The organism is Micromonospora cynarisoli (genome assembly GCF_030518815.1).
GTDB lineage: Bacteria > Actinomycetota > Actinomycetes > Mycobacteriales > Micromonosporaceae > Micromonospora > Micromonospora wenchangensis.
In genome coordinates this window covers 6,773,099-6,789,417 of sequence record NZ_CP130426.1, presented here as the reverse complement: position 1 = coordinate 6,789,417, position 16,319 = coordinate 6,773,099, and the positions used below count along the sequence as shown (strand labels likewise).

16 protein-coding genes are annotated in these 16,319 nt (G+C 73.9%); 7 read left to right on the top strand and 9 right to left on the bottom strand.

All coding sequences use genetic code 11. The features are described from left to right. Nucleotides 1-5: 5 nt before the first annotated feature. Nucleotides 6-527, bottom strand: a complete 522-nt coding sequence (locus Q2K16_RS29965; RefSeq protein WP_302741697.1) for a VOC family protein — start codon at nucleotides 525-527, stop codon at nucleotides 6-8. A gap of 50 nt (nucleotides 528-577) precedes the next feature. Between Q2K16_RS29965 and Q2K16_RS29960 the strand changes: the two genes are divergently transcribed. After that, the gene (locus tag Q2K16_RS29960; RefSeq protein ID WP_302746662.1) at nucleotides 578-1,039 is read left to right on the top strand and encodes a MarR family winged helix-turn-helix transcriptional regulator; all 462 of its coding nucleotides are present in this window, start codon (nucleotides 578-580) and stop codon (nucleotides 1,037-1,039) included. 57 nt (nucleotides 1,040-1,096) lie between these two features. After that, nucleotides 1,097-3,058, top strand: a complete 1,962-nt coding sequence (locus Q2K16_RS29955) for a tetratricopeptide repeat protein (protein ID WP_302741696.1) — start codon at nucleotides 1,097-1,099, stop codon at nucleotides 3,056-3,058. 379 nt (nucleotides 3,059-3,437) lie between these two features. Here Q2K16_RS29955 and Q2K16_RS29950 read toward each other — a convergent pair whose 3' ends face one another. Both Q2K16_RS29950 and Q2K16_RS29945 read right to left on the bottom strand, forming a co-directional pair. Continuing rightward, nucleotides 3,438-4,847, bottom strand: a complete 1,410-nt coding sequence (locus Q2K16_RS29950) for a HAMP domain-containing sensor histidine kinase (protein ID WP_302746661.1) — start codon at nucleotides 4,845-4,847, stop codon at nucleotides 3,438-3,440. Nucleotides 4,848-4,888: 41 nt separating this feature from the next. Then, a complete protein-coding gene (locus Q2K16_RS29945) occupies nucleotides 4,889-5,545 on the bottom strand; it encodes a response regulator transcription factor (RefSeq protein ID WP_302746660.1) in 657 nt (218 codons plus the stop codon). Between the two features lie 95 nt (nucleotides 5,546-5,640). Between Q2K16_RS29945 and Q2K16_RS29940 the strand changes: the two genes are divergently transcribed. Both Q2K16_RS29940 and Q2K16_RS29935 read left to right on the top strand, forming a co-directional pair. Beyond that, entirely contained in the window at nucleotides 5,641-6,780 is a 1,140-nt protein-coding gene (locus tag Q2K16_RS29940; RefSeq protein ID WP_302741694.1) for a LolA family protein, read from the top strand. 183 nt (nucleotides 6,781-6,963) lie between these two features. After that, nucleotides 6,964-9,324 carry a HelD family protein gene (locus Q2K16_RS29935; RefSeq protein WP_489671829.1) on the top strand — a complete coding sequence of 787 codons (2,361 nt, stop codon included), beginning with the start codon at nucleotides 6,964-6,966 and terminating at the stop codon, nucleotides 9,322-9,324. Between the two features lie 81 nt (nucleotides 9,325-9,405). On the opposite strand, the gene Q2K16_RS29930 is transcribed toward Q2K16_RS29935, so the two are convergent. Then, nucleotides 9,406-9,813: a hypothetical protein gene (locus tag Q2K16_RS29930; protein ID WP_145918619.1), complete on the bottom strand. Its 408-nt coding sequence runs from the start codon at nucleotides 9,811-9,813 to the stop codon at nucleotides 9,406-9,408. Nucleotides 9,814-10,235: 422 nt separating this feature from the next. Between Q2K16_RS29930 and Q2K16_RS29925 the strand changes: the two genes are divergently transcribed. Then, on the top strand, nucleotides 10,236-10,520 hold the full coding sequence (locus Q2K16_RS29925; RefSeq protein WP_368052581.1) for a hypothetical protein: 285 nt from the start codon (nucleotides 10,236-10,238) through the stop codon (nucleotides 10,518-10,520). 110 nt (nucleotides 10,521-10,630) lie between these two features. On the opposite strand, the gene Q2K16_RS29920 is transcribed toward Q2K16_RS29925, so the two are convergent. The 3 genes from Q2K16_RS29920 to Q2K16_RS29910 form a co-directional block, all read right to left on the bottom strand. Beyond that, nucleotides 10,631-11,626: a sporulation protein gene (locus tag Q2K16_RS29920; protein WP_302741691.1), complete on the bottom strand. Its 996-nt coding sequence runs from the start codon at nucleotides 11,624-11,626 to the stop codon at nucleotides 10,631-10,633. A gap of 63 nt (nucleotides 11,627-11,689) precedes the next feature. Further along, on the bottom strand, nucleotides 11,690-12,955 hold the full coding sequence (locus Q2K16_RS29915) for a multidrug effflux MFS transporter (RefSeq protein ID WP_302741690.1): 1,266 nt from the start codon (nucleotides 12,953-12,955) through the stop codon (nucleotides 11,690-11,692). Nucleotides 12,956-13,027: 72 nt separating this feature from the next. Then, nucleotides 13,028-13,696: a TetR/AcrR family transcriptional regulator gene (locus tag Q2K16_RS29910; protein ID WP_302741689.1), complete on the bottom strand. Its 669-nt coding sequence runs from the start codon at nucleotides 13,694-13,696 to the stop codon at nucleotides 13,028-13,030. 56 nt (nucleotides 13,697-13,752) lie between these two features. Between Q2K16_RS29910 and Q2K16_RS29905 the strand changes: the two genes are divergently transcribed. After that, nucleotides 13,753-14,607, top strand: coding sequence for an alpha/beta fold hydrolase (locus Q2K16_RS29905; protein WP_302741688.1), 855 nt, complete (start codon nucleotides 13,753-13,755; stop codon nucleotides 14,605-14,607). A 375-nt stretch (nucleotides 14,608-14,982) separates the two neighbouring features. Here Q2K16_RS29905 and Q2K16_RS29900 read toward each other — a convergent pair whose 3' ends face one another. After that, nucleotides 14,983-15,417 carry a hypothetical protein gene (locus tag Q2K16_RS29900; RefSeq protein ID WP_302741687.1) on the bottom strand — a complete coding sequence of 145 codons (435 nt, stop codon included), beginning with the start codon at nucleotides 15,415-15,417 and terminating at the stop codon, nucleotides 14,983-14,985. Nucleotides 15,418-15,455: 38 nt separating this feature from the next. Next, complete coding sequence (locus Q2K16_RS29895; protein ID WP_302741685.1) at nucleotides 15,456-15,821, bottom strand: DoxX family protein; 366 nt, start codon at nucleotides 15,819-15,821, stop codon at nucleotides 15,456-15,458. Between the two features lie 114 nt (nucleotides 15,822-15,935). Between Q2K16_RS29895 and Q2K16_RS29890 the strand changes: the two genes are divergently transcribed. After that, nucleotides 15,936-16,313 (top strand): winged helix-turn-helix transcriptional regulator, encoded by a 378-nt coding sequence (locus Q2K16_RS29890; RefSeq protein ID WP_302741684.1) that lies wholly within the window; start codon nucleotides 15,936-15,938, stop codon nucleotides 16,311-16,313. Nucleotides 16,314-16,319 lie beyond the last annotated feature (6 nt).

The window sequence follows — 16,319 nt, the reverse complement described above, 5'->3', positions numbered from 1 at the left end:
GCCGTTCAGGCCGGGACGGAGATCCCCACCCCGCCCCGGGTCTGCCCGCCGTAGCGGGCCCGTTCGCGGTCGAGGTCGAGCCGGCCGATCCGCTTGCGGGCGGCAAGGGCGTCCTCGTCGAGCTGGTCGGCCGGGACGATCCAGACGATCTCGAACTCCAGCCCGTCGGGGTCGCGGCCGTAGAGGCTCTTGGTGGTGCCGTGGTCGGAGGTGCCGACCAGCGCGTCGGCGGCGGCCAGCCGCTGCGCGGTGGCGGCCAGTTCGTCGAGGGTGTCCAGCTCCCAGGCCAGGTGGTAGAGGCCGACGGTGGCCCGGCCGGCCTGCGAGCGGCCGGCGTGTGCGCCGATCTCGAACAGGCCGAGGTCGTGGTCGTTGGTCGAGTCGGGGGCCTGGAGGAAGGCCGCGCCCCGGAACCCGTCCGGGGTCATCGGCACCGGGCGGAAGCCCAGCACGTCGCGGTAGAAGTCGATGCTGCGACGCAGGTCGGAGACGTAGAGCACGGCGTGGTTGAGGCGGTGGATTCCCATGCCCACCACGCTAGCGCGGTTTTGTTGAGCGTTCAATCATTACGGTTATGATGGTCGTCATGACCCGCTGGCTGGACCCCGACGAGCAGCAGACCTGGCGTGCCTTCCTGGCCGCCTCCCGGGCCCTGACCGACACCCTCGACCGCGAGCTGCAACGCGACGCCGGGATGCCGCACGCCTACTACGAGATCCTGGTGAGGCTCTCCGAGGTCCCCGACCGGCGGCTGCGGATGAGCGAACTGGCCGACCTCACCGGCTCCTCGCGCAGCCGGCTGTCGCACGCCGTGGCCCGGCTGGAGACGGCCGGCTGGGTGCGCCGCGAGGACTGCCCCACCGACCGGCGCGGGCAGGTCGCCGTGCTCACCGACGCCGGCTTCGCGGCCCTCGCCGCCGCCGCGCCCGGCCACGTCGAGGGGGTACGCCGGCACCTGTTCGACGCGCTCAGCCCCGCCCAGGTCGACCAGTTGCGCCGGATCAGCGAGACGCTGGTCGCCCACCTGACCGGTTCTTGACCAAGTTGCCGACCGGCAAGGGTTGTACTAACCGTTGCCGGCCAAGCACGATGGGGCGTGTCTTCCGGCTTCGGTGAACTGACCCTCCAGGCGCAGCACCTGGTGTCCGCCGGCGACCTGGCCGGTGCCCAGCGACTACTGGCCGACGCGCTGACCGACGCGGACCCCCGCCCCGACCACGCCTCCCCCGAACTGGCCGAGGCCGCCGGCCTCCAGGCCCGACTGCTGGTCACCCTCGGCGAACCGCACTCCGCGCGCGGCTGGGCCGCCTTCGCGTACGCGGCGTCGAGCCGGTTGTACGGCATCTCCGACCAGCGGACGATCTCGACGGCGGCCACCCTGGCGGCGGTCCTGCACCGGGTCGGCAGCGACGCCCGCGCCGCCCGGCTCTACTCCGAGGTGATCCTGGAGCTGACCGCCCACGACGGCCCCGAGTCGCTGCGGGTGCTCGCCGCACACGCCGACCTGGCCACCGTGGAGTACGCCCGGGGCCAGTGCTCCCAGGCCCGCGAACGCCTCCAGGACGCCTGGGAACTGCACCGCGAGGTGTACGGCGACGGCCACGCCAGCGGGATCAAGATGCTCGCCCGGCTCGGTGCCATGCAACGCGACTGCGGCCGGTTCGACGAGGCGCACGACAACCTCGCCCTCGCCCGCGAGCTGGCCCGCCAGCACCTGGCCGCCGACGACCCGCTCGCCCGACAGGTGGCGGCCCTGGCCCGGGCCGCCGCCGACCCCGACCACGTCTGCGACGACGAGCCCGCCCCCGAGCGCGGTACGCCGGTGGTGCCGGCGGCCCGCACCCCGCCGCCCGCCGAGGGGCCGCCCGACCTGCCGCCCTGGTCGGCCGGCCCGGTGCCGCCCGACGATCCGTACCCGCCGACGGTGCCCGGCCAGCGGATGCCCGCCGACGACGCCGGCTACCCACCGGACGCCGCCCGCCCCGGCCCCGCCGACCACTTGGGTCCACCCGACCGCTTCGGTCCACCCGACCACTTCGACGCCCCCGACCGCTTCGGTCCACCTGACCGGTTCGGCGCGGCCGGCCCTCCGGCAGGTGGCGGGTATCCCGCCGACACCGGCTACGGCCCCTGGGACGGTCACCCCGGCGGAGACGGCTACCGGGCCGGCGACGGTCGGGGCGATGGCTATCCGGGCGACAGCGGCTACCCGACTTCAGGTCATCCGGCCTCCGAGCACCAGGCACCTGGCCACCCCGCCGGGTCGGGCTACCCGGCCGACGCGGGTCATCCAGCCGGGCCGGGTTATCCGCCCGAGGCGGGTTACCCAGCCGAGCCGGGTCATTTCGGCAGGCCCGGTCTCTCCGGCGGCTCCGGCCATCCCGGCGGGCCGGGCCATCCCGCCGGGCCGGGGCGGATCGACGACGGGAACTGGCCGCCCGAGCAGGCCACGGCCGGCGGGTGGCCGGACGGCCCCTATGCCCCGCCGCTGTCGCAGAGCCGCCGGGACGAGGAGGCAGCCGGGGTACGCCGGGTCACGCCGGCCGAGCCGCCGGTGGACCCGTCGCGGTTGCTGCCCGTGCTGGTGCCGCGCCGGCACGCCCCGCCCCCGCGCCGCCCGGGTGCCGCACCGCTGGTGGCCGCCGGGGTCGCCGTGGTGCTGTTGGGCGCGGTCGCGGTGATCGCCGGGGTGTCCCAGGTCGGCGGCTCCGACGAACCACCACCCGCCGCGCCGAGCGAGGCCGCCCCGACCACCGCCACGCCGAACGCCGGCCCGCCCGCCTCGCCGGGCACCCCACCGGGGCGGGTGACGTTGCGGGACCGACCCGACGGCATCACCCTGACCTGGACGTACCCGGCCGGCAGCGAGGGCCCGGTGGTGCTCTCCGCCGCCCAGGCCGGTCAGGACCCGCGCCCCTTCCAGACCCTCCCACCCGGCACCGACAACTTCGTCGTACACGGCCTGGACCGCACCACCAACTACTGCTTCACGGTCGCCGTCGTCTGGTCCACCGACGTGGTGGCCCGAGCGAAACGCGTCTGCACCACCCGCCGCTGACCCACCCCGCCCCGCCCGGCGCCCACCCACCCCGACGCCCACGCCCGCGACGCCCACCCATGTTGATCAAGAGCTTTACGTCACCCCCGGCGAAACTCCTGACGCAAACCTCTTGATCAAGGCCATATCCACCCTGCCCGGTCGGGTGATCAAGAGGTTTGCGTCAGACTGGGTGGGTGGGAGTGACGTAAACCTCTTGATCAACGCGGGCGATGCGGGCGAGCGGGCAAGGCGGGGGGCGGGGGCGGCAACGCGGGGGAAGCGGGGCACCGGGGCGGATGGGTGGTTGAGCACGGGGGCGGGCTGCTGTGCCGGAGCGGGTGCCGATCCGCGCGGGCGCGGAACGCGGACGGGTGGCAGGGGCAGCCTGGAAGGTGAGTCAGTCGGGGTCGGGCAGGACCGGTAGGTGGAGTCGGACGGTCAGGCCGGGGTGGGCGTCGTCGAGGGCGATGGTGCCGCCGCCCCGGCGTACCAGCTCGCGCACGATCGCCAGGCCGAGTCCGGCGCCGCCCGCGTCCCGGGCCCGCCCCTCGTCCAGCCGGGCGAACCGGCGGAACACCCGTTCCCGGTCCGCGACCGGGATTCCCGGTCCGTCGTCGGTCACCGTCACCAGGTGGTACGCGTCGTCGGCCGCCGGTTCGACCGCCAGCACCACCCGGGTACGGGCGTGCCGGACGGCATTGTCGACCAGGTTCCCCAGTACCCGCCGCAGTTCGTCGGGCACACCGACGGTCCACACCGGGCCCGCCGCCGCGACGACGCTGACCTCCGGCGACACAACCGGACCCGCCCCGGCGACGCTGCCCCCCGGCGGCAGAGCAGGATCGGCGGCGGTGGGGCCGGGCCAGCGGGCGGCGACCTCGGTGAGCAGGGCGCCCAGTTCCACCGGCTCCGCCGCCCGGAGGTGGTCGACCTGCTGTGCCTGCTGTTCGTCGAGTCGGGCGAGCAGGAGCAGGTCGTCGACGAGCCGGCCCAGCCGTTCGGTGTCGGTGAGCAGGTCGGCGGCGACGGCCGGCCAGTCGGTGCGGTCGCCGAGGCGCTGGGCCACCTCCAGTTCGGTACGCATGTTCGTCAGCGGGCTGCGCAGTTCGTGTGCCGCGTCGGCGAGGAACGACCGTTGTCGGGCGCGGGCCGCCGCCAACCGGTCCAGCATGTCGTTGAGGGTGACCGCCAGCCGGTGGATCTCGTCCTGGGAGGCGGGTACGGGCAGCCGGCCGGCCGCGTCCCGCCCGGTGATCTCGGCCGCTCCGCTGCGCAGCGCCTCGACCGGACGCAGGGTGGCCCCGACCACCCGCCAGGCGACCACCGCGAGCAGCCCCACCAGCAGCGGGAAGGCGACCAGCAGCACCGTACGGGCCGCCTGGGTGGCGTGCCGGACGTCCATCGTGGAGCGGCCCACCAGCACCGTCACCGGCTCCCCCGCCGACCGGGCGGGCACCGCCACCACGCGTACCGGTCCCTCCCAGCCGAGCCGCTGACCGGGCACGACCGTGCGCTGCCGGCCGGTGCCGGTGAGCTGGTCAGGGCGCACCATCGGCACCAGCCGGTCGGCGTCGATGGAGGCGGCCCTGATCCGGCCGGCGGAGTCGACCACCTGCACCCGTAGCTGCCCGCCGGCCACCGGCAGCGGATCGGGCAGGGCGTTCTCTCCGGCGAGCCGGGCGACCGCGTCGGCGGTGCGGAACGCCTCCTCGTCGACGGTGCGTTGCAGCGTCCAGCCGAGCGCCACCAGCAGCACCACCCCGCCGAGGGCCAGCCCGACCGAGAGGCCGGCCACGCCCAGCACCATCAGCCGGGCCCGCAGTCCGAGCGCCGACCAGCGCAGCCGGCTCACGGGATCAGCCGGTAGCCGGCGCCCCGGACCGTCTCCAACCGGTCCCGGCCGATCTTGCGGCGCAGGTAGCCGACGTAGACCTCGACCGCGTTCGGGGCGGTCCGCAGGCTGGCGTCCCAGACGTGGTCGAGCAGTTCGGTCTTGGAGATCACCTCGCCGGGGCGGCGGATCAGGTACTCCAGCAGCGCGAACTCCCGGGCGGTGAGCGCCACCTCGGCGTCGGCCTTCGTGACCCGGCGGCGGGCCGGGTCCAGCCGCAGGTCCCCGACGGCGAGCACGGTCGGCCGCTCGGGTGCGCCCCGGCGCAGCAGCGCCCGCAGCCGGGCCACCAGCACCACGTACGAGAAGGGTTTGGTCAGGTAGTCGTCGGCCCCGCAGTCCAGCCCGTCGGCCTGGTCGTACTCGCCGTCCTTGGCGGAGAGCATCAGCACCGGCAGCCAGCGCTCGTCGGCGCGCAGCCGGCGGACCACCTCGTAGCCGGACAGGCCGGGAAGCATCACGTCGAGGATCATCGCGTCGTATCCGCCGTGCCGGGCGGCGTCCAGCCCGGCCGGGCCGGTGCCGGCCGTGTCCACCACGAACCCCTCGGCTGTGAGGCCGCGTTGCAACGCCGCCGCCAGCCGGGCCTCGTCCTCCACCACCAGCACCCGCATCATCCCAGCGTGCCACCCCGACGCGACGGACCGGAACGTCGTCCTCAGCGGGCTCACAGCAGCGAACCGGCAGGATAGGCGCAGGAGGTGCGCTCATGTCCGTACTGAAGAACCGTTCCACCCTGCGGTGGCTGGTGCCGCTGGCCGCCGCGGTCACCGTCGTCGGTGGGGGTGCCGCGATCGGCACGTTCGCCGCGAACGCCGAGCCGGCCCTGCCGCCGCGCAGCGCCGCCCAACTCCTCGTCGACCTGCAGACCGCCCGGTTGGACGGGCTCTCCGGCACGGTGGTGCAGCGGGCCGACCTCGGGCTGCCGCCGCTGGCCGGGCTGGCCGGTGGGGACGCCGCGCTGCTCACCGGCACGCACACCCTGCGGGTCTGGTACTCGGGGCCGGACCGGCAGCGGGTCGCGTTGCTCGACACCCTCGGCGAGCGGGACGTCATCCGTTCCGGTCGGGACGTGTGGACCTGGGACAGCAAGGCCAACACGGCGATGCACCGGACGCTGCCGGAGTCGACCGGGCGGGCGGCGGAGGGCGCGTTGCCGGTCACCCCGAAGGACGCCGCCGAGCAGGCGTTGGCAGCCGTCGACCCGAGCACGCTGGTGACCACCGGCCGGTCGGCCACGGTCGCCGGTCGGGACGCGTACGAGCTGGTGCTCACCCCGCGTGACGAGGCGTCCCTGGTGCACCAGGTGCGGATCGCCATCGACGCGACGGAGCACGTGCCGCTGCGGTTCGAGGTGCTCGCCGACGGGGCCGACCGGCCGGCGTTCGAGGTGGCCTTCACCCAGGTCGACTACCGGCGTCCCGACGCCGACCAGTTCACCTTCAATCCGCCGCCCGGGGTGAAGGTGACCGAGGAGACCGCCGGGCGGCCGGGGTCGAAGGCCGGCCCGCACCTGAAGGACGGCAGGCCGGGCGCGCAGCGCCCGGGGGGCGAGGACGCGGGTCTGCGTACCGTGGGGACGGGCTGGACCACCGTGCTGGTGGCGCGGACCGGCGCGGCGGACGTGGCGCGGACGCCGGCCGGTGACGCGGCGAAGCCGGGCCCGGCCGACGGCCCCGGCGCGGCGCAGGCCCTCGACCTGCTCAACGGGTTGCCGAAGGTCAGCGGGGAGTGGGGCAGCGGCCGGTTGTTCGCCGGGAAGCTGTTCAGCGTGCTGCTCACCGACGACGGGCGGGTGCTCGCCGGTCTGGTGACACCGGAGCGGCTGTACCAGGCCGCGCGGGGCTGATCCCGCACGTCACGACCCCGGGGGTCCGGGCCGGCGCGAGCCGGCGCGGGCCCCCGTCGCCGTGTCCGGGCGCAGGGTGCGGGGGCGGACCCGGCGCGGGGTGCAGGCTTGGTGGGGGGCCGCCGCAGGCGGTATCTTGAACAGTTCCCGAAATGCAAAAAGGAATGGCATGAGAGCCATTCCATGCGTGATTCTAAGCGACGAGGAGACGGCTTGTCAACGCACCCGGACGAGCTGCGACAACACGACGACGAGATCGGCCGCGAGCAGGAGTACGTCTCGATGCTCTACGGCCGGCTGGACGGCATGCGCGAGCAGGCCAGCCGACGGCTCACCGACGAGCTGCGCGCCGGTGGTGGCGGCACCCAGCAGGACCGCTCCCAACGCGACAGCGCCGTCCAGATGTACGCCGACCAGGTCGAGCAGTTCTCGGCGGTCGAGCAGGGGCTGGCCTTCGGCAGGCTCGACGGGGCCGACGGCAGCCGGCACTACATCGGCCGGATCGGCATCTTCGACACCGAGGGCGACTACGACCCGCTGCTGATGGACTGGCGTGCCCCCGCCGCCCGGCCGTTCTATCTCGCCACCGCCGCCAACCCGCAGGGCATCCGGTTGCGGCGGCACCTGCGCACCCGGGAGCGGAAGGTCACCGGCCTCAACGACGAGGTGTTGGACATCGCGACCGCCTCCCCCACCGGTCACGAGGACCTGACAGGTGAGGCGTCGCTGCTCGCCGCGCTCAGCGCCGGCCGGACCGGGCGGATGCGGGACATCGTCGAGACCATCCAGGCCGAGCAGGACCGGATCATCCGGGCCGACCTGCCCGGGGTGCTGGTCGTGCAGGGCGGTCCCGGCACCGGCAAGACGGCGGTCGCGCTGCACCGTGCCGCGTACCTGCTCTACACCCACCGGCAGCAGCTCTCCACCCGGGGTGTGCTGCTGGTCGGGCCGAACGCGACGTTCCTGCGCTACATCTCGCAGGTGCTGCCGGCACTGGCCGAGACGGGTGTGCTGCTCAGCACCCCCGGCGACCTGTTCCCCGGAGTCAGCGCCCGGCGTGCCGAACCGGCCCGGACCGCCGCCCTCAAGGGCCGGGCCGTGCTGGCCGAGGTGCTCGCCGCCGCCGTCCGGGACCGGCAGTGGGTGCCGGACGAGCCGGTCGAGATCGAACTGCCCCAGCGGGAGGTGCTGCGGCTGGACCCGGAGACGGTACGCCAGGCCCGCGACCGGGTCCGGCGTACCGAGCGTCCGCACAACCTGGCCCGCGCCCTGTTCGACATCGAGATCGTGCACGCCCTCGCCGAGCAGGTCGCCGAGCGGATCGGGGCGGACCCGCTCGGCGGGGAGAACCTGCTGGAGGAGGCGGACCGGGCCGAGATCCGTCGGGAGTTGCGCGAGGAACCGGACATCATCGCCGTCCTGGACGAGTTGTGGCCGGTGCTCACCCCGCAACGGCTGCTCGCCGACCTGTACGCCTCGCCGCAGCGCCTCGCCACCGCCGCGCCGATGCTCACCGACGACGAACGTGCCCTGCTGCACCGCCAGGCCGGCGGTGGCTGGACGCCGGCCGACGTGCCGCTGCTGGACGAGGCCGCGGAACTGCTCGGCGAGGACGAGCGGGCCGCCGCCGCCCGCCGGGAACGCATCCGGTCGTTCCAACGCGAGTACGCCGAGGGCGTGCTGGAGATCGCCAGGGGCTCCCGTTCGATCGACGTGGAGGACGAGGCCGAAGGCGGCGAGATCCTCGGCGTCACCGACCTGATCGACGCCGACCGGTTGTTGGAACGGCAGGAGGAGACCGACCGGCTGACCACCGCGCAGCGGGCCGCCGCCGACCGGCGCTGGGCGTTCGGGCACGTCATCGTGGACGAGGCGCAGGAGTTGACCCCGATGGCCTGGCGGCTGCTGATGCGCCGGTGCCCGAGCCGGTCGATGACGATCGTCGGGGACGTGGCGCAGACCGGGGCGTTGGCCGGCACGCCGTCCTGGGCCGAGGCGTTGGAGCCGTACGTGGCGCGGCGGTGGCGGCTGGAGGAGCTGACCGTCAGCTACCGCACCCCGGCCGAGATCATGGCGGTGGCCGCCGAGGTGCTCGCCGGGATCGACCCGGCGCTGCGCCCACCCCGCTCGGTACGCCACAGCGGGGTGCCGCCGTGGGACCGGACGGTCGCGGCGGACCGGCTCGACACGGAACTGGTCGCTGCGGCCCGCGCGGAGGCCGCCGAACTGGCCGACGGCGACGCGGACGGCCACCCCGGCGACGGCGGGGGGCGGCTCGGGGTGATCGTGCCGGCCGGGCGGGCCGACGAGTTGGCGGGCGTGCTGCTGGCCGCGTTGCCCGAGGCGGCCGTCGGCGAGCAGCCCGAACTGGAGAGCCGGGTGGTGCTGCTCACCGTCGGCCAGGCCAAGGGGCTGGAGTTCGACTCGGTGCTGGTGGTCGACCCGGACGGGATCGTCGCCGAGTCGCCCCGGGGCCGCAGCGACCTCTACGTCGCGTTGACCCGCGCCACCCGACGTCTGGGCGTGCTGCGCCCCGCCGGCTGACGGGCCGACCCGGTCCCGCCCGGCGGCGACACACCACCGCCGGGCGGGACGCGCCGCCCGACCGTGGCCGGGCGGGACGGGTCAGTCGTCGGAGAAGTCGCCGATCTCGACGGCGCTGGCGGACTGGTCGCTGACCGGGCCGCCGGTCGGGGTGCTCAGGCCACCTGTGGTGGCGTCGCCGGTGGTGGTCGGGGCCACCGTGCCCGGGTGCCGTTCGGGCTGCCGGGCCACCCGCCGGACGCTGGCCGGCCCGGCCGTGCCACCGGTGGTGGTCAGCGCGCCCTGGCCCCGGGTGGGGCCGCCGTCGCGCAGCACCTCCGGGTCGACCGGCACGTCGGCCACGTCGTCCGGGTCGTCCTCCTGGAGTGCCCGGGTCACGTCGATCTGGGGCACGGTCACCTCGTCGAGGGCACCGGGACCGTACGCCCCGGCGGTGAGCCGTTCCTCGGCCTGACGGGTGGACTCCCGCATCCTGTCGTCGTCGCGCACGTTCCTCACCTCACAGGGTCTCGGCGGAACCCACTGCGTGCCCGGGGGCCGGACCACCAAACACCACCACCCCTGGCCGGCCGGACACCACCGCCTTAGGCCGGCCGGGCACCACCGCCCCTGGCCGGCCGGGGCGGCGCGTACCACGGTCGGGGCACCGGGGTGCGGACCCGGCGGGCGGCGAAATTCCGGCCGGGGTCGGTGTTACCTGCTCATCGGCGGGGGGTAGACCCAGGGTGCCCCCGCCACAGCAGGTGAACCGTGCCGTGGCCGACCGCGGTAGCGGGGCGAGGGAGTGCAGGTACTCATCAAATCCTGAGGAGGACCAGATGAGCACGCAGGCTGCATCCACCAGGCCCATGAACCGGCCGATGCAGGACACCGCCCAGCGCAACGCCATGATGAACGAGCAGACCCGGCAGATGCCGGTGATGCACGACGGGCACCGGGAACCGATGCCGTCTCCGGGTACGGAGACCAAGCAGTCGTTCCTGACCACCGAGTTCTGGGTCTACGCCGCCGCAGTCGCGGTCGTGGTGATCTCCGCCTTCTGGCGTGGCACCACCTCGAACGGCCTGAACATCAACAACCCGACGCAGGCGTGGTGGTTCCTGACCGCCCTGACCGGCGCCTACCTGGTGAGCCGGGGCCTGGCGAAGGCGGGTTCGGCACGGCGTTCCGGCGCCGAGCGCAAGGGTCGTCGCTGATCCGGCTGACCCGAGCAGCGTGAGCTGCTGAGCACGATGGCCCCCGGGATTGCTCCCGGGGGCCATCGTCATGCGTGCCGGTCAGCGCCGACGTCGGACCGGAACACCTGTCACTCGAAGTCGCCGCCGAAGTCGCCACCGTCGTCGTCGCCCTCGAAGGCGTCGTCGAGCAGCTCACCGGCGACGAGTCCACCGGCGACACCGAGCGCCGCGCCGGCCACCACGCCGCCCATCCCCGGCCCCCGGCCGTGGTGGCCGTGCCCGTGACCGTGGCCGTGCATCGGGTAGCCGTGGGTGGGCGCGCCGAAGCCGGAGGAGGCGCGCAGGTTGCCGTACGTGGCGGTGGTCTCGCGCAGCCATCCGTCGACGACCCGGACCCAGTCGACCCGGTCGGCGTCGCCGTGGGAGACGGTGTACCTGCCGAACACGTCGTGCCCGGAGCTGAGGAAGCCGCCCCGCTTGTCGCACTCCAGCACCACCTCGACCCCGTGCGGGCTGGTCACGAAGGTCAGCTCCACCTCGGAGATGACCTGCGCGTACTGGGGTGCGGCGAAGAACTCGATCTCCTGGTAGAACGGCAGCGTCTGCTGCGAGCCCCGGATGTGGCCCCGCTCCAGGTCGGCGTGCTTGAACCGGAAACCGAGCTGCTGGAACGCGCCGAGGATGTGCTCGTGCACCGGCAGCGGGTGCACGTTGACCTGGTCGAGGTCGCTCTTGTCGACCGCGCGGGCGATGGCCAGCTCGGTGCGCAGACCCATGGTCATGCCGTGCAGGCGCTGACCGTAGACGTCGGTGATCGGGGTCTCCCACGGCACCGGGAACTGGAACGAGATGGCGAGCCGCTGCTTGGGGGCGAGCTGGAGCGGGCCGCTGACCACCATCCGGTGGAACTCCATGACGCCTGCGTACTCGCTGTCGCCGCTCTCGATCTCGACCCGGGTGACCAGGCCGATGCCGATCTGCTCGATGTTGGCGGGGGCGTCCCCGCCGATCAGGTTCACGTTGCCGTCGAGGGTCAGGCCGGGCCGGGTGTTCGGGTTGGCCAGGACGGTGTCGACGCTGGGCCCGCCGACCCCGAACGCGCTCAGCATCTTCTTGAAGACCATCGGAACTCCCGCTTCACGGTCGGCGTACTCCACCGTGGAGCACGCACGGTTACCCTGCGCACCCTAACCGCCAGGACTGTGAAGTGGCTGAAAGGGCGCACCGGGGCGGGCCAGCAGCACCAGCGTCGCGCAGGCCGCCGCGAAGAAGACCGCCATGGCCGAGGCCATGGGCAGCAGGGTGGCGTACCCGAGGAGGCCGGTGAGTGGCGTGACCAGCGCGCCGGCGAGGAAACCCAGGCCACCCTGGAGCGCGGCGGTGGTGCCGGCGGAACGTCGGCCCGCCTCCTGCGCCAGCGCGGTGCTGGCCGGCAGGGTCAGGCCCATGCCGGCGACCACCACGGCGAGCAGCGTCCACGGCACGGCCAGCGGCCAGCCGGCCCGCCGGTCGACCAGTGCGACGACCAGCAGCGCGAGGGTGGCCACCGTGGACGCGGCGAGCCCGGCGGCCCGCAGCCGACCGGCGCCGAGCCGTTTGACGAGAACCCGGAACAGCAGCCCGGCGGCGGCCATGCCGGCGGCGTTGGTGGCGAAGATGAGGGTGTAGCGGGACTCGTCCACGCGGTAGGCGGTCTGGAAGACGAACGCCGAGCCGCCGATGTAGGTGAAGAAGCCGGCGATGGCCAGGCAGAGCACGATCAGGTTGGTGAGCACCGTCCGGTCGCGCAGCAGCCCGGCCATCCGGGCCAGCGCCGCGCGCGGGCCGCCGTCGTGCCTGCGGTGCGCGGGCAGCGTCTCCGGCAGGCCGACAAGCGCGGCCACCGCCATCGCCGCCCCCAGTCCGGTGAGGGCGAGGAAGACGGTACGCCAGGTGCCGTGGTCGAGGATCACCCCGCCGGCCGCCGGCGCCAGCACCGGGCCGAGGAAGGTCACCGAGGCGATGCTGCCGAACCGGGCGGCGGCCTGGTCGCCCTGCCACGCGTCGGTCACCATCGCCCGGCCGAGCGCCACCCCGGTGCCGGCCGCGACGCCCTGCCCGAGCCGGGCGAGCACCAGCACCCCGGCGGTGGGGGCGGCGACGCAGAGCAGCGACAGCAACGCGAAACTCACGGTGCTCACCAGGACGATGCCGCGCCGGCCCCGAATGTCGCTGACCGGGCCGAGCAGGAGCTGACCGGCGGCCATGCCGATGATGAACGCGGTCAAGGTCAGCTGCGCCATGGTGGCGCTGGTGTCCAGGGAGCGCCGCAGTTCGGGCAGGGCGGCGATGTACGCGTCGGTGGCGAACGGCCCCACCCCGGTCAGCAGCACCAGCGCGACCAGGGAAGGCCTGCCCGCCGCCCGGCCGGGCCGGTGCGACGTGGACGGCGTCCCGGCCCGCGGTGGTGTCACCCATGGACCGTAGTCCCGTGACCGGACGGGCGCAGGGTTGCGGTGTCGGGCTGCCATCCGTCGCGTCCGGGCCTATCCGGCGTCGTCGACGAGCAGTCCGCGCAGGACGGCGCGTACCGTCGTCGCGAAGAGGTCGCGGGGGGCGGACGGTGACGGGTCGGCGATGGCGGCGACCAGGTTCGGGTAGGCCGCCAGGTCGATGCCGGCGAAGCCGACCGACGGCGCGGCGGCCTCCTGCCGGGCGAACAGCGACGTCACCCCGGTCATCATGGCGATCGCCTCGAACTTGGTGGTGGTCGCGGCCGGCACCGGCCGCAGGACGGCCAGGCAGTGGTCGAACCAGGCCAGGCTCTGCGGGCCGGGGGCGGTCGGCCGGGGCAGGACGTCCACCAGCCAGGGGTGCCGCCGGTAGAGGTCGAGCTGCCGCCGGGCGAGACGCAGCATGGTGTCGAGCCAGTCGTCGGCGGCTTCCGGGTAGGGGCGCAGTTCCCCGGCGGCCCGGTCGACCATCAGGTCGAGCAGGTCGTCGCGGGAGGACAGGTAGCGGTAGAGCGAGCCGGCACCGGTGTGCAGCGCGGCGGCGACCGCCCGCATGGAGACCGCGCCGATGCCGTCGGCGTCGGCCACCGCGATCGCGGCGGCCACGATCTCGTCCCGGGAGTGCGAGGGCGCGGGACCGCGCTGCCCCCGGGCCGGCCGGGACCAGATCGGCGGACGCGCTGGCTCGTCGGGTGAGGTCACCGCTACACTCTAAAACTGCAAACGCCGTTCGCGGTTTCGATGTCGGGGAGGACGAGATGGAACAGCACTGGACCGTGCAGCGGGTACCGGCGGCCGACGACGCCGAGATCGTGCTCCACTCCACCGGCAGCGGGCCGGGCATCGTCGTCGTGCACGGCGGCGGCGTCACCATCGGCATCTACCGGCGGTTGGCCCTGCGGCTGGCCGACCGGTTCACCGTGCACCTCTACAACCGTCGCGGGCGGGCCGACGCGGCGGCCCGCGCCGAGCCCTACGACGGCGAGCAGGACGTCGACGACCTCGCCGTGCTGCTGACCGCCACCGGGGTCGGCAACGTGCTCGGCCACAGCGGCGGCGGCTTCGTGGCCCTGCGCGCCGCCGCCCGGGGGCTGCCGATCGACCGGCTCGCCCTCTACGACCCGGCGGTCCAGGTCAACGGACTGTTCCCGCTCGACTGGGTGCCCGCCGCCCGCGCGGCGGCACACGCGGGCGACATCGCCCGCGCCATGGCGATCACCGGGGCCGGCCTCAACACCCAGTCGGCCACGTCGCGCCTGCCACTGGCCGTCCAGGTGGCCATCTGCCGGCTGTTCCTGCGTACGCCGATCGGACGCGGCATGGGCGAGCTGCTGCCGTCCACCCTGGACGAGAGCGCCCTGATCCAGCACCACGACAGTTCGCCGCAGCGGTGGGCCGGCGTCACCGCCGAGGTGCTGTTGGCCTGCGGTGCCAGCGGCCCGCCCTACTACCGGCCGATCAACGAGGCGCTGGCCGGGGCACTGCCGCACGCCCGCACGCTGGTGGTGCCGCGCGCCGGTCACGACGCGCTCAACCGGGCCCCGCAGCACCTGGTCGACGCGCTCGCCGACTTCTTCACCACCCCGGTCACCTCGCAGCGGGCCCGTCTCTGACGAGCCGGAGAACGGGAGGTGGGCCGGCGTCAGCCGTGCGACGCGGCCGACGCCGGCCCGTCACCGAGGAAGCCCGTCAGGATTACGCCCAGAAGCTGGCCGGCAGGGTCCTCGCCCGTGAGCTGCGCGAGGAGGTCGGCGTCGAGATCGTCGCGGAGTCCTGCTCACGGCTGGGCGACCTGCGGTCCGGCAGCGGCGAGGACGACGTACGCGTCGGTGTCTGGCACGTCGGAGCATGGCGCGGCTCCCCCACCAACCGTGCGCCCGACGAGCGTGACGACCTCGCCTGGGTCGGGCTCAGCGCGTTGGAGGGCCTTCCCCTCGCGCACGGCAGCCTTCCGGCGGCTGGTCCGCGCCCTGGACCGGCAGCCCGCTTCACGCCTGGTCGAGGAGGTGGCGTGACGGGATGTAGTCGATCTTCGTGTCGGCGTAGACGCCGAGCGTGCCGTCGTCGAGGCACCTCAGTCCGACGCTGATCCACCGCACCTCGCCGTCGGCACCGAGCGCGTAGCCGACCGCGACGGCGAACTCCTCACCCCCGCAGGGGCAGGAGCAGGACTCGTGGCCGGTCCCGGCCCAGTAGTCGGCGCTGTCGCCGATGAAGGCGACGGTGCCGCAGGCGAGGCAGGTCCGCCGGATCGCCTCCTCCTCGTCGATGTCGACGCGGAAGGAGCGGCCGTCGCAGCCACCGCACCGGGACTCCACCACCGTGTCCACGGGGTAGCCGCCCGCCGCGAAGTAGCGGAGGTAGTCGGCGAGGTCGTCGACGTTCTCCCCGCGCCACAACTCCCCGGACCTGTCGAGTGCCATCCCGGCATTCTGCCTGGTGCCGGTGAACCCCGTGCGGTTCAGAACCAGGTGGTGGCCAGCCAGGTGGCGACGGCGGCGGTCACCAGCAGGACGACGTTGAGCCCGATCTGGCGGGTCTCGCCCCGGGACAGGTGCACCGCGATGCCGCCGACCTGGATCAGGACGAGCCCGACGGCCGCCGCGACCGCGAGCCAGGGCGCGATCCCGGTCAGCGGTGGCAGGACCAGGCCGGCCGCGCCGAGAACCTCCAGCACCCCGATGGTCCGGACCAACGGCATGGGTACGCGGTCGACCCAGCCCATCATCGGTTGCAGCTGCTCCCGGCTCTGGGTGGCCTTCTTGCCCCCGGCGTACAGGTAGAAGACGGCCAGCAGGGCGGCGACGATCCAGTAGGCGAGTGTCATGACGGTCCCTCCAGCTCTGAACAATAGTTACGGAAAGGAACTAGCCCCATCATGTGTCAGTATCGGAGGGCTTACAAAAGGCACACGGGTGTGCGTAAGGCACAGGGGGTGGTCATGTCGCAGTACGAACACACCTGCATGATCCGGGGCGACGGCGGCCGGACGATCCGGGCGATCCTCGACCGCATCTGCAACAAGTGGACGCTGCTGATCGTGGCGACGCTCGACGGGGGCGCGCTGCGCTTCACCGAGCTGCACCAGCAGATACCAGGCATCTCCCAGCGCATGTTGACGCTGACCCTGCGCCACCTGGAGCGCGACGGCCTGGTGTCGCGGACGGCGTACGCGGAGGTTCCGCCCCGGGTGGAGTACACGCTGACCCCCACCGGCAAGAGCCTCATCCCGCCCGCGCTGGCCCTCGCCGGCTGGGCCATCGAACACGTCCCCCACATCGAGGCCAGCCGAGCGCTTCATGAGGACAAGTCCGGATGACGGCAG

Excerpts from the sequence above, each read along its gene's own strand:
- Q2K16_RS29890 (WP_302741684.1), top strand. The coding sequence starts at position 15,936 with ATGTCGCAGTACGAACACACCTGCATGATCCGGGGCGACGGCGGCCGG.
- Q2K16_RS29950 (WP_302746661.1), bottom strand. The coding sequence starts at position 4,847 with ATGGTGCTGGGCGTGGCCGGCCTCTCGGTCGGGCTGGCCCTCGGCGGG.
- Q2K16_RS29895 (WP_302741685.1), bottom strand. The coding sequence starts at position 15,821 with ATGACACTCGCCTACTGGATCGTCGCCGCCCTGCTGGCCGTCTTCTAC.
- Q2K16_RS29940 (WP_302741694.1), top strand. The coding sequence starts at position 5,641 with ATGTCCGTACTGAAGAACCGTTCCACCCTGCGGTGGCTGGTGCCGCTG.
- Q2K16_RS29920 (WP_302741691.1), bottom strand. The coding sequence starts at position 11,626 with ATGGTCTTCAAGAAGATGCTGAGCGCGTTCGGGGTCGGCGGGCCCAGC.
- Q2K16_RS29900 (WP_302741687.1), bottom strand. The coding sequence starts at position 15,417 with ATGGCACTCGACAGGTCCGGGGAGTTGTGGCGCGGGGAGAACGTCGAC.
- Q2K16_RS29935 (WP_489671829.1), top strand. The coding sequence starts at position 6,964 with ATGCGTGATTCTAAGCGACGAGGAGACGGCTTGTCAACGCACCCGGAC.
- Q2K16_RS29905 (WP_302741688.1), top strand. The coding sequence starts at position 13,753 with ATGGAACAGCACTGGACCGTGCAGCGGGTACCGGCGGCCGACGACGCC.
- Q2K16_RS29965 (WP_302741697.1), bottom strand. The coding sequence starts at position 527 with ATGGGAATCCACCGCCTCAACCACGCCGTGCTCTACGTCTCCGACCTG.
- Q2K16_RS29925 (WP_368052581.1), top strand. The coding sequence starts at position 10,236 with ATGCCGGTGATGCACGACGGGCACCGGGAACCGATGCCGTCTCCGGGT.
- Q2K16_RS29960 (WP_302746662.1), top strand. The coding sequence starts at position 578 with ATGGTCGTCATGACCCGCTGGCTGGACCCCGACGAGCAGCAGACCTGG.
- Q2K16_RS29945 (WP_302746660.1), bottom strand. The coding sequence starts at position 5,545 with ATGCGGGTGCTGGTGGTGGAGGACGAGGCCCGGCTGGCGGCGGCGTTG.